The sequence below is a fragment of the Ktedonobacter sp. SOSP1-52 genome (assembly GCF_016587395.1).
The window spans coordinates 130545-144666 of sequence record NZ_BNJH01000002.1 but is presented as its reverse complement, the minus strand read 5'-3'; the positions used below and the strand labels follow the sequence as shown (position 1 = coordinate 144666).

Here is a 14122-nt window from a genome sequence, read left to right as displayed (position 1 = left end):
CAAACAACAATGGAAGAGCAAGAGAGAACGCAGAACACTGCCGAGGACCTGCTTGACGTACAGGGCGTCATGCAGGCCTTTGGCATTCATACATGGGAAAACCTCGGCCCGGCCGAGTTCTCCAACGACACAAGCCTGGGCCTGCTGGTCGGAATCGAAGGAAGGCGCTACATATTACGCGAGCGCCCCGAGAGTCCGATGGGACAGGATGAAGGGCACCGCTACGCCTTTCAGCGTTACCTGCGTGAGCAGGGCATTCCCTTGCCCGCACTGCACCAGACGCCAGAGGGGGCGCCCTTTGTTGCCGTAGGCGAGGATTGCTTTGAGCTACAGGAGTGGCCTGAAGGCGAGCTCTTTAGCACGCTCAATCCACGCAGCTTTCAATGGTGCGGGTCCGCGGCTGCCATGCTGGGACGTCTACACCAGGCATCCAGCCGGTATCCGGGCGCGCAGTATCGCTGGCCAGCGGAGGCGCATATTGGCGCGATGGTCCAGAATTGGCTGGGCCTGGCACGTGAGCGTGCGGACACATATGATAACCAGGCCATCGCCATGGCACTGACCACCTGGGCTGAGCAGTGGGAGAAGATTCTGCCCGCCTCGATGATGGCGATTGGCGCAGGCAAGGATCTGCCCGAGTTCCATATTCACGGTGACTATCACGCGCTCAACCTACGCTTCGATCCACAGGGGGTCACCTCTGTTATGGGATTGGAGGCCTCGCGCTGGGAGAAGCGCATCTTCGAGGTCGCCTACGCCTTGTTCTACTTCTGCGCCCTCTCCTGGCATCCAGGAGAGATCCTGACGCCACCCCTGGTGAAGCGCGGCTTTGATCCGGAGCGCGCCCGCCAGTTTCTCGAGGCCTACGGTGAGATCTTCCCGCCTGTGAAGGGCGAGGCTGCCCTCTTAGCGGACGCGCTGACGATTGTCGCGCCCATCGTGACGATCAATGGGCCGCTGGAGGATCTCTTCTTCGCGCAGGAGGAGTTCAGCGACACGCGGATTGAAGGCCTGATGGAGCGCCTGGAGTGGGCCAATTCCCTACCCGCCTGGCTCAACCGCATCCGCCCGGCACTCCAGGAAATGTGGGCATAAAAGATTCAAAGATGGGGACGAAATGTCATGCACCGCTGATGAACGCGGCACATGACGTTTCGTCCCCATCTTGCACGCTGTATCTAAAAATATATGCTGTCTAGTGGTGGGTATTGCTTATGACAAAGACGGTAATGAGGGCGAGCAGGATGAGCGCGCCAAGCAAGACAGGCAAGAGAATGCGCAGGTTCAGTTGTGGCTCGTTGGAGCCTCCTGTGGCAGGTGGTGGCCCCTGGACAGGGGGAGCGGCTAGACGCTGGGGCACCTGAGGGTGTGGTTGTGGGCGCGTCTGTGGCGCCATACTCTGCTGTTGCTGCTGTGGGGCATAGACTCCCTGCTGTGAGGGCGCAGGCCTGGGTGTCTCTGTGCTGGCAGGTGCGGGCGTCTGCGCAATCGGTGGCAGAGATGGATTCGAGACGGCCTGCTTGAGCATCGTATTATTGGGCGCAAAGGAACCTTGCCCCCCTGCTTGCTGCCTCGCCTGGGCAGTACTCACGGAGTTGACGCTGGCCCTACTGGTCTGGGCTGGGATAACTGATGCTCCACAGTTGGGACAGGTTGCCGCGCCTGTGGGTAGCAGACTACCGCAGTGGGTGCAGGAGCGAGACTGTGTCTGTGGCTGTGGCGTGGATGCTGGTCCCGCCTGATCCGGTGCGGCTGGAATACGGCCATCAGCCACCATCTGATCATAGACGTCATCCAGGTCAGGCTGGGTGGTATGTGGATTCGGTGTTGCCTGCTTCACGGGCATGGGAGGCGGCGTTGGCAGGTGAGACATCACCATTTGCAGGTCATGCGCGAACTCCGCAACCGACTGATAGCGATCCTTGGGGCGCATCGCCATGGCGCGTTGAATCACCCGATTCAACTGCTGGAGCAGTTGCGGGGGGAGGGCGCCAAGTTGCGCCACATGCCGCGAGTGGCGGGGGGCGGGCTTGCCCGGTTGGGAGACGCCCAGGCGAAACTGGCGCGCGGCCTGCGCTTCAGCGCTCTCTTCAGGTGGATTATTGGCCAGAACCTCTTGCAGCGAAGGGAGATCAGGACGCCCCTGCTGGATCGACTGGTTGCGAATAGAGACGCTGGGTGGCTCATGCGTCGTCAGCGCGAAGAAGAGCGTGCCCCCCAGGGCATAGGTATCGGAGCGGACATCAGTGCCTGTACCACCCGGATATTGTTCTGGTGGCGCATAACCGGGCGTACCCTGGTGGCGAATAAAGAAGAGCGTACGCGCTCCGTCAGCGGAGGCCTTGGCGTTGCCCAGGTCGACCAGGATCGCCGTCCCATCGGGCATAATGCGAATATTATCAGGCTTGATATCGCGATGGATGATCGGCGGACGCTGGTTATGGAGAAAATGTACCGCGTCACAGATGGCAAGCAGCCAACCAGTAACACGTGCGATAGGGATCACCTCGCCGCGCTGACGCGTCAGGCGGACCAGGTCGGTTAAATCGCTTCCTTCAATGTAGTTGAGGACGATATAGTAGCGTCCGCGCTCCATAAAGGCGTCCAGGAAGGCAGGCAGATTGGGATGATGCAGCTGGCTGAGCACCGCGGCTTCGTGGCGCAACTGTTCCTGGCCACTCGCGCCAGTAACCAGGTATTCTTTGACCGCACAGAGATTGGTGTTGGTAATATTGGTTCCCAGGTAGACGTGTCCGAAACCACCACTCCCCAGAACGCGCTCAATACGGTACCGTCCGTGGAGTATGGAACCTGATGGAACTGTTTCTATCATAACAAATAGTCTCCCCCGATGTCTGCCGAACAGTACCTGCCTTGTAAGCACTTAGAGGTAGGCGTGGTCCCCAAAAGTTTGCCTGCTCCGCTTACCATATTGTCTGGCCAAGGTGCAATCGCATTATACACCAGTTCCAGACTGATGTACACGCTGAAGAGAGCTTCTGGGATGTTTGCGTTATTGTCGGCAGCATGGTAATTTTAAGCCATTCGACTGTTCGGCCGTTCGGCCGTTGGGAAGTTTGGAAGCGTACCCCCAAAATGTGCTTTACTTAAGAAAGACGCTCTAGATCTACAAAATATGCCTATATATTTTGCGTTGTTTCTATGTCTTAAGCCTCTCTCAAATAGATGGGACTCCCCTGAAAGGATATCACGTTGAGGCCCTCTCCTTAGTGACACGTAGAAGCGTACCTGGGGAGAGATGCATTGGGTATTCTGGTTCACAACAACGGACAGGAAAAGCAAACGCGGGAAAGGTCAAGCAACTTATGACGCAGCGTAGTGGCCTGGTTTTTGATACACGCTTCCTCGCGCATGATACAGGCACAGAATCAGTTGTGCACCTACGCGAAGGATCGTTCGAGTTCTCACCCGAACCACATCCTTCGTCAGCGTTTATTACGCGACGAATCAAGGAATTTCTGGATGGCTCGGGCCTAAGCGCGCAGATGCATCCCGTCACGGCGCGTCCTGCCACGCGGGAAGAACTGACAGCCTTTCATACACCCGCGTATATTGAAGGGATACGTGCCTTCTCTCAGGGCGGCCCTGATCACGGTCCCTGGGGCAAAGTGGATGAAGAGACGAAGCTCAGCCCTGGCTCCTTTGAGGCTGCGCTCTACGCGGCGGGTGGTGCGCTCAATGCCGTACAGGCCGTCATGGATGGCACAGTTCGCAACTGCTATGGGCTGCTGCGTCCTCCCTGCCATCATGCCACAAGCAACAAGGCCCTGGGCTTCTGTGTCTTTAATAACACGGCACTGGCGGCCCACTATGCACGTAATGTCTTTGGACTTAAGCGCATCCTGATCGTTGACTGGGATGCCCACCATGGCAATGGCACTCAAGAGGCATTTTATGATGATCCAGGCGTGCTCTTCCTCTCCATGCACCAGCAGAACTGGTTCCCGAAAGACTCTGGGACCCTGGAGCAGGTTGGGAGCGGCGTGGGCGTGGGCTATACCGTCAACATTCCTCTGCCACCTGGGACTGGTGACCGAGGCTACCGCGAGCTGTTTGAGCAGCTCGTCGTGCCGATTGGACGCCAGTTTCAGCCAGAATTGATTCTTGTCACCGCCGGGCAAGATGCCAGCTGGCTTGATCCCCTGACCACGCTGATGATGAGCATGGACGGGTTTCGTGCGATCTCACAATCGCTGGTCGACCTGGCTGAAGAGGTCTGCGGCGGGCGCCTGGTCATGCTCCAGGCAGGTGGCTATAGCTCGGCCTATGTCCCCTACTGCACTGCCGCCGCCCTTGAGCCCTTGCTCGGCGTCGACCTGGGGATCGTTGACCTCTACGCTGGCGCCCCCGAGCTTGAGGAGTGTCAGCACAGCTTCTCACAGGAGACGCGAGAGGCACTCAACGCCGCCCGCGCCTGGCATCGCCAATGGTGGCACATCTAGCAGAAAAAGAAAGCTCACTCTCTATGATCAAACGTTCCCGGCAGGGAGGCTCATCCAGGCAGGCCATGGGCTATGCCATGGCTGCGAGCGCCTCACTGCTCTTTGGCTTTAACGGGAATCTCTCGCGCCTGCTCTTTGATGGTGGCATTACCCCGGTGACTCTAGTCGAATTTCGTATGCTTATTGGGGGACTCTGCCTGCTGGCCTTGATGCTGGTCGGATGGCGGCAGGGCCTGAAGTGGTATACCCGCCAGTGGGGCTGGATCATCGCCTTTGGCCTGACCCTGGCCCTGGTCACCTACACTTATTTTATGGCCATCAGCCTGCTTCCCATTGCCGTGGCCCTGATTATTCAGTTTAGTGCCGCCGCCTGGATGGCCCTGGGAGAGGCGCTCTGGCGGCGCAAACTGCCTACCAGGTCGGTGCTGCTGGCCCTGCTGTGTACGCTGGGCGGCCTGTTGCTCCTCACCGGGGCCTGGCACCTCAACTTGAATGGACTGAACCCTCTGGGCCTTCTCTTCGCGGTTCTGGCGCTGCTCTCCTTTATCGCCTACCTCCTGCTGGGCAAGCGCGTGGGACGCGATGTGCCCTCGCTGCCCGCGACGTCCTATGGAGCGCTTGTCGCCGCCGTCTTCTGGCTCTGCGTCCAGCCACCCTGGGCGATTCCTGCCGCCACCTGGAGCTGGCAGAACCTCTTGCTGATGGCAGTGGTTGGCATCGCGGGAATGGCCATCCCCTTCGCACTGGAATTGGGAGCCTTACGGCATGTGGAGGCGACACGGATTGGCATTGTGACCACGCTGGAACTGGTTGCAGGCTCTATCATCGCCTATTTCTGGCTTGGGCAATTGCTGGACCTGCCGCAGATTATTGGCTGTGTGCTCGTCCTGGTTGGCCTGGTTGTTCTGCAATATGACGCGGCACCTGAGATTGCGGCACCTAGCACGAATTAGCACCTACTTCTCGTATGTCGTGATCCTTTGTATATATCCTCCAGGTCCGAGCATGTCTTGGGCCTGGAGGGTAGCCGTTACCTGGAGAGGGCCAGGCGTAGTCCCAGCACGACGAAGAGTCCACCGGTGACCAGGTCCAGCCAGCGTTTTAAGCGCTGGTAGCCGCGCGCAACTGGGCCGAAAGAGAAGAGGCAGGCCACGGCGCTAAACCAGGCTGCCGCCATACCCAGCATCAGCAGGACGCAGACACACTGAAACCAGAGCGGAGGGTGCGCGGGCAGCAGGACGGCGAAGATGCTACCAAAGAAGGCCAGCGCTTTGGGATTGCCCACGTTCGTCAGAAAGCCAATGCGCCAGGAGGAGCCGCGCCTGGGCGATTGTGGTTCGTTGTCCAGCATTTCCCCCGAGGGTTGAGGACGATATGCGCTCCAGAGGGTGCGCACGCCCAGGTAGAGCAGGTAGAGCGCGCCCAGCAGGCGAAAGAGATCGACCAGCCAGCTTACCTGGGCAAAGAGCACACTCAGACCAGCCATGCTCGCGATGATCCAGAGCGCGATGCCACTGGTCACGCCCAGGCCAACCAGGATACCTTCGCGCCGTGAGCGTGATACCGCCGAATGCACAGTCGCGACAAAGTCGGGTCCCGGACTGATGACAGCAATCGCCCATACCCCCATGAGCAGTGCCAGTTGTGGTACATAAAACATATATCTGCCTTTCGCAAAAAATTACGCCAATATTATATAGATTATAATCGATGAAATGGATGACCGTGCTGCGCCAGGCCTAGCGAAAAAGTACTTTTTTGTTTCCGTTTAACGTATATATAACAGAGCGGATTTATGCTAGGTATGGTAGATGGGAAAAAACAGAAATACTCAAATGCCGTCTACGCCTACTTATGCATGTGTTTATAGGTCTGTCCTGACGCGTAGGGGAGGTGATAAGCTAATTCTTACAGGGAAATCCGGATATAGTAGCATCGTTTTTCTACGTGTTTCATGCTATACTGTATAGGCCCACCCATAACTGAAGAGTTAACGTATACAGGATAGCCAGAGATTGAGAACGTCTTATGAGTAACAATGAGTTTTCCTCACAGCACGCAGATGAGGGCAATAGCCACCACGCATATAATAGCTCAAATGGTGATGGCGGCCAGGTTATACACAGGCAAAACCATCATCGTCCACAGGAGACACCCACACGCGAGTATCCCCGCAATACAATGCAACAACGAAGAGGCAACGATAATTACCGCTCGCTACGTAGGAAGAAGGGACGCCCTGAAACTGAGGATGAGCGGCTCCTCAGGCGCCCCACGCAGCCACTGGTCAAACCCACTGAACCAGTTCCCAGCGAACATGTGCGTCAGGAGGAGCATGCCACTGAGCGCGCACTCAATTTTGATTTCACCATTACCGATCCCTGGCGCGTCATGCGCATTACAAGCGAGTTTATCAATGGCTTCGATGCCCTGGCACATATTCCGCCTTCAGTAGCCATCTTCGGCTCCGCGCGCACCAGGCCCGATGATCCCGTCTATAAGGCTGCCTCTGAAACGGCGCGCTTGCTTGCACGGGCTGGCTTCGGCATTATTACAGGTGGTGGTCCAGGAGTGATGGAGGCTGCCAATAAAGGGGCACAGGAAGGCGAGAACGTCTCTATTGGCTGTAATATCGAGCTACCCTTTGAGCAATCATCCAATCAATACCTAGATATCGACCTGGACTTTCGCTACTTCTTTGTACGCAAGACGATGTTTATCAAGTACTCTAATGCCTTTATCATCTTTCCAGGTGGCTTTGGGACGATGGACGAGCTCTTTGAGGCATTGACCCTCATTCAGACGAAGAAGGTCAGCAACTTCCCCGTGATCCTCTATGGCTCTCGCTACTGGAGTGGACTGATACATTGGATTCGCGAGACAATGCTTCCCGATGGTAAGGTCTCACCTGAAGATCTTGACCTGTTGCGTCTCTTGGACAACCCCGAGGAGATCGCTCACCTGGTCCGTGAAGCATACGAGCGCAACCAGGAGCTTGAGAAAGAAGATCCCAACCGGGAGAAATCTATCCGTTAGAGCAATATTCAATAAACACGAGGGGCGAAGGCACTGTCTTCGCCCCTCGTACTTGTCTCCTGGAGGCATTGCTGACAAAAACGTTTGTAGAGGCTGCCGCGCCTCCCTCCTGGAGTTTACGGATCGCGTTCAATTTCGTCTGACGTGTGTAGCGTCCCTGCTCTCATCTGGCAGCCAGGCGAAGCGCGTGTCCAGCGGTACCTCTACTATGCCAAGTGTACCAGGCAGTACTTCCCCACCACTTTCTTATGCTTATCTGGCCTGGCAAAGGGAGGGAGAACCATCTTCTCTTGTCACAATGAAGCTACTTGCTCGCCTGATTACATAAGACATAGAAGAACAAAGAAAGACAAAGAGGGCGACGGGAACACTCCCATCGCTCTCTTTGTCTTGTCGCCGATGCTAGCTTTCAGTCTCGGAGGTGGTGGGGAGCTCCGGTTGCGGCATTTCATGTTCCCCGAAGGGGCGCCACTTTAAGACAATCGTGCTGAGTGGGGCAGGGTCAGCAGAATGGAGTGCGGGCAGGACTGCCAGTTGCGGGGAACGCTTGGCATATACTGGTTATTGATAACGCCGCTGCCGCCATAGCGCAGGTCATCGCTGTTGATGACTTCGTTATAGACGCCAGGATAGGGCACGCCGATGCGGTAACCATAGCGCGGTACGGGCGTGAAGTTGGAGACAAAGATCAGGGTCTCCTCGTCCTTGTAGGCACGCCGCATAAAGGAGATCACGCTATTATCTGAGTCGTGGCAGTCGATCCAGGAGAAGCCCTCACCCTCGTAATCGCGCGTGGTCAGTGCAGGTTCTTGCTTATAAAGCGTATTGAGATCGCGCACAAAGTCCTGCAACTGCGCGTGATGGGGATCGCTGGGAGCATCCAGCAGGTGCCAGTCCAGGCTTTCCTTAAAGTTCCACTCATGCCACTGGCCAAACTCGCCACCCATGAAGAGCAACTTCTTGCCGGGATGGCCCCACATAAAGCCATAGAGCGAGCGCAGATTCGCGAAGCGCTGCCAGAGATCGCCTGGCATCTTCGTAGACATTGAGCCCTTCAGGTGGACGACCTCATCGTGGGAGAGGGGCAGAATAAAGTTCTCGCTATAGGCGTACATCAGGGCAAAGGTGATGTTATTGTGGTGATAGCGGCGATGGATAGGATCAAGGTGCATATATTCCAGCATATCATGCATCCAGCCCATATTCCATTTAAAGGTGAAGCCCAGGCCACCCACATAGGTCGGGCGCGTCACCAGCGGCCAAGCCGTAGACTCCTCCGCGATTGTCACCGCGCCTGGAGCCTGGTCATAGACGGCCTCATTAAACTGGCGCAGGAAGTCGACGGCCTCCAGGTGCTCACGACCGCCATAGTGATTGGGACTCCACTCGCCCGATGGGCGCATATAGTCGAGATAGAGCATCGAGGCGACCGCGTCGACACGCAGACCATCAATATGATACTCACGCAACCAGAAGAGGGCGCTGCCAATCAGGAAGTTGCGTACCTCGCTCCGTCCATAGTCAAAGACGTAGGTGCCCCAACCCTTATGCTCGCCCTTGCGCGAATCGGAGTATTCATAGAGGTGGGTGCCGTCGAAGTAGCTCAGGGCATGGCCATCTTTGGGGAAGTGTGACGGGACCCAGTCCAGGATCACGCCAATCCCCTGCTCATGCATATAATCGACGAAGTATTTGAAGTCCTCGGGTGGACCAAAGCGGCTGGTGGGAGCATAGAAGCCAGTCACCTGGTAGCCCCAGGAGCCATCGAAGGGAAACTCAGTAATGGGCAGCAACTCGATATGCGTAAAGCCCAGCTTCTTAACGTAGGTCGCGAGCGACTCAGCCAGCTCACGATAGGTCATAAAGCGGTCCTCTTCCACCGCGCCTTCCTGGTGGCGCTCAGGAATATGGCGCCAGGAGCCCAGGTGGACCTCGTAGATCGACATGGGAGAGTTCAGCTGTTGCCGCTGGGGACGCTGCTCCAGCCACTCCTGGTCGCGCCACTGGTACTGTGAGATATCAGCGACAACTGAGGCGGTGTTGGGGCGCAGCTCGAACTGGAAGCCATAGGGGTCCGACTTATCGGCGTGGTAATTATTAAAGCGCGAGCAGATAGCATACTTGTAGAGCGTGCCGGGCTCCAATCCAGGCACAAAGCATTCCCAGACTCCCAGGTCGCCATGGCGTAGCTGCATAGGGGTGGCTTTGCGATCCCACTGATTGAAATCGCCAATGATGGAGACAGCGCGCGCATTGGGCGCCCAAAGGGCGAAATTGACACCCGTGACCCCATTCACGGTGCGTGGATGGGCGCCCATTTTCTCATAGATGCGATAGTCTTTTCCCTGACCAAAGAGGTACAAGTCAAAGTCGCTAAAGAGAGAAGGCACATCCGGCATAGGCTTTATGGGTTGGGAGGGACGCTCTGACTCTCCCGGTTTTTGAGGCGTTTGTGATACCGACATACACGAAAATCCTTATGAAGTTGCATCTTGACGACATACACATGTTTAGCATAACAGATAGGACAAGCTCATTGTGTCTATCCAAGCCGAAATAGTGGTTCTCGATATCTACTACACGATTAAATTGCACCTGGAGAGAGAAAAGGCGAGTAGCATCCTTCTTAATTACTATATCATATCACGTCCCCTGGTAAAAAAAGTGGCAGGTGAGACCGTTCACCTTGGTTCCACGTGTTGAGAGCAAGAGGGGGCCATATGCCCCAAATCTGGCTGAAAGGTTGATTGAAGATGACACTTGATCTACAACATATAAAAGAGCAACTTCAGGCAAAAGAGAAGGAGCTTCAAGAGAGCATCGCGGGTTTGACAGAGGCCTATCCGGAACCGGTCGATCCCATCCAGGCCAGTGAGGGGCCGCAGGACTTTGAAGAGATCGCGGTAGATTTCCTGGAGACGCAGCAGGAGCAGTCGATCATGGTAAACCAGCAGGCCCTGCTCCAAGAAGTCAGAGATGCCCTCAAACGCATTGAGGATGGTACTTATGGTCGCTGTATCGACTGTGGGCAGTCTATTCCCGAAAAGCGTCTGCAAGCCATTCCCTGGGCATCACGCTGCGTCCAGGACGCGGAGAGAATCGAGAAGCAGAACCTCAGCCGCGAAGAACTCTACGGCGACCGGCGCGAATTCTAAAGGGTATGGTGGCGTGGTGTATGGGTCTGTGGCCCATGCATCATGCCACCATACCCTACTCTCTTCTCAAGTCCTTGGGTAAGGTGTGATGGGTAGGCGGCAGGGAGCGACTATGGTACAATAATCAACACATCTGGTCATCTCTGTTGGGGAAAGGAAGAACAAAAACGTGGTTGCCAAACATGCCCGCCTCCACGATGTATGCGCGCTCCTTGCCGCACTTATCGTTATTGGCCTCGATCAGTGGACGAAGGCTCTCGTGATGGAGAACCTCAGCCCTCCTGGAAGTAAGCCCGACATATCGCTACTCGGTCCTTACCTGGTGGTTCAATATATTCAGAACAATGGAGCCGCCTTTAGTCTCTTCGCCAATAGCACGCTGTTGATCATCTTGATCTCGGCGGCCATTGCCGTGGTTGTGTATATGTATGCCCGCCTGATCAACACGGGTCCAGCAATCTACAAGATTATTCTGGGCTTAATTGTCGGCGGAGCCGTGGGCAACCTGGTTGACCGCGCGCGCCATAGCGGCTATGTGGTCGATTTCCTGGCCTTCCGTATTCCTCAGATTAACTACCGCTTCGCTATTTTTAACGTCGCGGATGCTTTCATTTCCGTCAGCGTCGTTTTACTCTTCTTCCTGGTCCTGCTGGGTGGGTGGCGACAAAACGAGGGCGAACAGAAGACAACAGAGCAGCAGCAGACTGAAGTTGTAAAGAAATAAGGGGACGCTTCCCCAGTACATTGAAGGATGAAAGCCAACCATGTCCGCGAGTCAAGATACGACAACCGAGAATTTCTTACATTGGGATATAGAGAGTGAGCAGGTGGGCCAGCGCCTGGACCGTTTCCTGGTCTCGGTGCTGGACGGCGTTTCGCGCTCTGGCGTTCAGCAACTCATTGCCGATGACCTGGTCCTGGTCAATGACAAGGCCAGCAAGCCTGGCTATGTGTTGCGCCTCAAGGATAGGGTCACCGCTCTGCGTGCCACACCTGTCTCGCAAATGAAACAGGTGACGCCCCAGAACCTGCCGCTGGAAGTCGTATTCGAGGATGACGACCTCCTGGTTGTAAATAAGGCCGCTGGCATGGTGGTGCATCCTGCCCCGGGTAACTACGAGGGGACTCTGGTCAACGCGTTGGTCGCGCACTATCCCGAATTGCAGCAGGATGAGAGCGACATGCGCCCGGGCATCATTCACCGCCTGGACAAAGATACCTCCGGCCTGCTGATGGTCGCGAAGAATACCCAATCTCAGGCTGCCCTCATCGAGCAGATGAAGCAGCATAAGATTATTAAGCGCTACCTGGCCCTGGTCGAGGGGAATGTCGAGCTGGACCAGGGAAGTATCGATGCGCCCATTGGTCGCGATACGCGCAACCGGCAAATGATGGCCGTGACGCTCACGGAGGGACGCGACGCCGTGACGCATTTCCGCGTCTTGCAGCGCTTCAGAAAACATACCCTGGTCCTGGTCCAGATCGTCACCGGGCGCACGCACCAGATCCGTGTGCATTTTCAGGCCATTAAACACCCCGTCGCCGGCGATCAGACCTATGGGTCGGGCCATCGCCTCCCCAACGTCAAGCTCGAGCGCCAGTTTCTCCACGCCTACCAGCTCGAACTCACCCATCCCCGCAGTGGCGAATCCCTGCATATCGAGGCTCCCCTGCCCGCGGACCTCCAAAAAGTACTAGATAACGGGGCTGTCTTATAGGCGACTGGAAAAATCCAGTTAATCGTGATATACTAGGTTGCGTAGTAGTAAATGCTGTACGCAACCTATCTTCTTGTAGTGCCTCTTTCCTGACACTTCATAATACAATACATTCACTCAATTAGTATTTTTCCTCAACAGACGGTTCGCAAGCTCTATCTTCTATGGGTAACTTTACCCTACGGCGAGAGAATATTTTTTGCCTATGCATTTCGCCAGGAAAACGTAGCTTTCGTTCGCGAGGAGAGGAGAACGCGCTTATGCCAGTCTTAGCCAGAGATGACGAATTGGATATTACTCCACGGAGCCTGGTGCGGCACCGGCCTATTCTACATACAGAGAACAAAACAGCAAAGAAACGCAAGACTACGTCGAGCGCTCAACCACCGCCACCGACACCTCCTTCCCTACGAGCCTCTCGTACACAGGACGTTCCCACAACCGAGAACTCCGTCACGCAGCCCGAAGCAGAAACCGAAGACGTCACACCCTTCACCCAGGCTGGCGCGAGAAACGACAAGTCACGCATGCTTGTGCGGAAACAGCCGCCAAAGAGTACGAGGCGCCTCTCCCCCTGGCAACGTTTACGCCCGCAGGGGCCTGCATCGCCGTTGCTCTATCTAGGGCTGGGCATGTTTGCTATGCTGTTGCTCTGGATGGTACTGAACGCGGCCTTGAACTGGTATACAATCTTTCTGGACGACTGGCATTATGGACGCCCCCGCACCTTTCAAACGGATGCCTGGGTGGGACACAACGAGCAGACTGGCCATCCTAGCCATTTTATCGCTATCAATCTCAATCGACGTATTCAAATTATTGAGTTACAGGGAGGCGATGCTGCGAAGGCGCGCATCTACATGGGACCCCAGCTCTATGGTGCCAGTGACGACCTTGTCCCCGTCACGTTGCGCTTCGCCGACCTCAATAACGACCGCAAATCTGATATGATTGTCTCCTTCCAGCAAACGCAGATTGTCTTCCTCAATGACGGCCAGGGCTTCCGCCAGGTCCAGCCCGCCGAAGAGCCACAGATAGAGCAGGCTTTGCATACGCTTGGAACTTAACACAAACGCCAAAAAAGCGATGCACCCGCTGTGAGATAGTCTCATCATAACACAGCGGGCGCCTCGGCTCTACGTCAGAGTATGAAGCAGCAATGTGGCGTGGGCCACGGGTGCTACTTGTTCTTCTTCATGGTCTTCTCGGCGGTGGTAACCTTGCTGCGGGCGTGCTCACCCTGAGCAGCCTGCGAGAGTACGGCACCAACGGAGAAGCCAACGCGCTTGCGCGCGGGGATGGTGATCTGATCGCCACCGCGAATGGACTTCACTTTGCGGGGGGCGACATCGCGCAGGTTCCAGGTGCCAAAGCCCATCAAGCGTACTTCGTGTCCCTGGGCGACATCCTCGCGCACCACGTCGGTGAAGGCATCAATAATCTTGCTGGTCTCCTTCAAATTCATGCCAGCCTTCGCGGCGACCTGGTGAATCAGTTCATCTTTACCAATCACGGTATGTTCCTTGGATGTGCTTTTCATTTGTATGTCACTCCTTCTACTGTGTTGTTTGTGCAGGGCATAGCTGAGCCTCTGCTCATTACGACAACGCGCTCAACTGTCGGGTCTGTCACCGTCTCGTAAAAAGTGACAGACAACGTTTCTTCTTTGCGCGTTGGAATGGTGCTACCTTCCACTACCACTATACAAAGGCCCACCAAATGCTATGGGTAACATAAGAAAAAGCAGATA

The 14122-nt window shown here is 55.8% G+C and carries 12 protein-coding genes; 8 read left to right on the top strand and 4 right to left on the bottom strand.

From position 1 onward, the window contains the following. The first annotated feature begins 9 nt into the window (after window positions 1-9). Window positions 10-1095: a phosphotransferase enzyme family protein gene (locus JMJ16_RS16265; RefSeq protein ID WP_201383136.1), complete on the top strand. Its 1086-nt coding sequence runs from the start codon at window positions 10-12 to the stop codon at window positions 1093-1095. A 100-nt stretch (window positions 1096-1195) separates the two neighbouring features. Here JMJ16_RS16265 and JMJ16_RS16260 read toward each other — a convergent pair whose 3' ends face one another. Further along, window positions 1196-2833 (bottom strand): serine/threonine-protein kinase, encoded by a 1638-nt coding sequence (locus JMJ16_RS16260; protein ID WP_201383134.1) that lies wholly within the window; start codon window positions 2831-2833, stop codon window positions 1196-1198. A gap of 493 nt (window positions 2834-3326) precedes the next feature. Here JMJ16_RS16260 and JMJ16_RS16255 point away from each other — a divergent pair, with 493 nt between their 5' ends. Both JMJ16_RS16255 and JMJ16_RS16250 read left to right on the top strand, forming a co-directional pair. Then, on the top strand, window positions 3327-4463 hold the full coding sequence (locus JMJ16_RS16255) for a class II histone deacetylase (RefSeq protein WP_201383132.1): 1137 nt from the start codon (window positions 3327-3329) through the stop codon (window positions 4461-4463). 23 nt (window positions 4464-4486) lie between these two features. Further along, window positions 4487-5416, top strand: a complete 930-nt coding sequence (locus JMJ16_RS16250; RefSeq protein WP_201383130.1) for a DMT family transporter — start codon at window positions 4487-4489, stop codon at window positions 5414-5416. Window positions 5417-5493: 77 nt separating this feature from the next. Here the strand turns inward: JMJ16_RS16250 and JMJ16_RS16245 are convergent, their stop codons facing one another. Then, a complete protein-coding gene (locus JMJ16_RS16245) occupies window positions 5494-6123 on the bottom strand; it encodes a LysE family translocator (protein WP_201383128.1) in 630 nt (209 codons plus the stop codon). Window positions 6124-6491: 368 nt separating this feature from the next. Between JMJ16_RS16245 and JMJ16_RS16240 the strand changes: the two genes are divergently transcribed. Beyond that, a complete protein-coding gene (locus JMJ16_RS16240) occupies window positions 6492-7499 on the top strand; it encodes a TIGR00730 family Rossman fold protein (RefSeq protein WP_201383126.1) in 1008 nt (335 codons plus the stop codon). A gap of 473 nt (window positions 7500-7972) precedes the next feature. Here the strand turns inward: JMJ16_RS16240 and glgB are convergent, their stop codons facing one another. Further along, entirely contained in the window at window positions 7973-9964 is a 1992-nt protein-coding gene (glgB, locus tag JMJ16_RS16235) for a 1,4-alpha-glucan branching protein GlgB (protein ID WP_201383124.1), read from the bottom strand. A 288-nt stretch (window positions 9965-10252) separates the two neighbouring features. Between glgB and JMJ16_RS16230 the strand changes: the two genes are divergently transcribed. The 4 genes from JMJ16_RS16230 (at window position 10253) to JMJ16_RS16215 (ending at window position 13439) form a co-directional block, all read left to right on the top strand. Beyond that, the gene (locus JMJ16_RS16230) at window positions 10253-10654 is read left to right on the top strand and encodes a TraR/DksA family transcriptional regulator (RefSeq protein WP_201383122.1); all 402 of its coding nucleotides are present in this window, start codon (window positions 10253-10255) and stop codon (window positions 10652-10654) included. A 169-nt stretch (window positions 10655-10823) separates the two neighbouring features. Further along, complete coding sequence (lspA, locus tag JMJ16_RS16225; RefSeq protein WP_201383120.1) at window positions 10824-11378, top strand: signal peptidase II; 555 nt, start codon at window positions 10824-10826, stop codon at window positions 11376-11378. Window positions 11379-11418: 40 nt separating this feature from the next. After that, complete coding sequence (locus tag JMJ16_RS16220) at window positions 11419-12372, top strand: RluA family pseudouridine synthase (RefSeq protein ID WP_201383118.1); 954 nt, start codon at window positions 11419-11421, stop codon at window positions 12370-12372. 260 nt (window positions 12373-12632) lie between these two features. Then, window positions 12633-13439 carry a hypothetical protein gene (locus JMJ16_RS16215; RefSeq protein ID WP_201383116.1) on the top strand — a complete coding sequence of 269 codons (807 nt, stop codon included), beginning with the start codon at window positions 12633-12635 and terminating at the stop codon, window positions 13437-13439. Window positions 13440-13552: 113 nt separating this feature from the next. On the opposite strand, the gene JMJ16_RS16210 is transcribed toward JMJ16_RS16215, so the two are convergent. Beyond that, window positions 13553-13912 carry an HU family DNA-binding protein gene (locus JMJ16_RS16210; protein ID WP_201377796.1) on the bottom strand — a complete coding sequence of 120 codons (360 nt, stop codon included), beginning with the start codon at window positions 13910-13912 and terminating at the stop codon, window positions 13553-13555. Window positions 13913-14122: the final 210 nt, after the last annotated feature.

Excerpts from the sequence above, each read along its gene's own strand:
- JMJ16_RS16240 (WP_201383126.1), top strand. The coding sequence starts at position 6,492 with ATGAGTAACAATGAGTTTTCCTCACAGCACGCAGATGAGGGCAATAGC.
- JMJ16_RS16260 (WP_201383134.1), bottom strand. The coding sequence starts at position 2,833 with ATGATAGAAACAGTTCCATCAGGTTCCATACTCCACGGACGGTACCGT.
- JMJ16_RS16230 (WP_201383122.1), top strand. The coding sequence starts at position 10,253 with ATGACACTTGATCTACAACATATAAAAGAGCAACTTCAGGCAAAAGAG.
- glgB (WP_201383124.1), bottom strand. The coding sequence starts at position 9,964 with ATGTCGGTATCACAAACGCCTCAAAAACCGGGAGAGTCAGAGCGTCCC.
- JMJ16_RS16245 (WP_201383128.1), bottom strand. The coding sequence starts at position 6,123 with ATGTTTTATGTACCACAACTGGCACTGCTCATGGGGGTATGGGCGATT.
- JMJ16_RS16250 (WP_201383130.1), top strand. The coding sequence starts at position 4,487 with ATGATCAAACGTTCCCGGCAGGGAGGCTCATCCAGGCAGGCCATGGGC.
- JMJ16_RS16215 (WP_201383116.1), top strand. The coding sequence starts at position 12,633 with ATGCCAGTCTTAGCCAGAGATGACGAATTGGATATTACTCCACGGAGC.
- JMJ16_RS16220 (WP_201383118.1), top strand. The coding sequence starts at position 11,419 with ATGTCCGCGAGTCAAGATACGACAACCGAGAATTTCTTACATTGGGAT.
- JMJ16_RS16265 (WP_201383136.1), top strand. The coding sequence starts at position 10 with ATGGAAGAGCAAGAGAGAACGCAGAACACTGCCGAGGACCTGCTTGAC.
- JMJ16_RS16255 (WP_201383132.1), top strand. The coding sequence starts at position 3,327 with ATGACGCAGCGTAGTGGCCTGGTTTTTGATACACGCTTCCTCGCGCAT.
- JMJ16_RS16210 (WP_201377796.1), bottom strand. The coding sequence starts at position 13,912 with ATGAAAAGCACATCCAAGGAACATACCGTGATTGGTAAAGATGAACTG.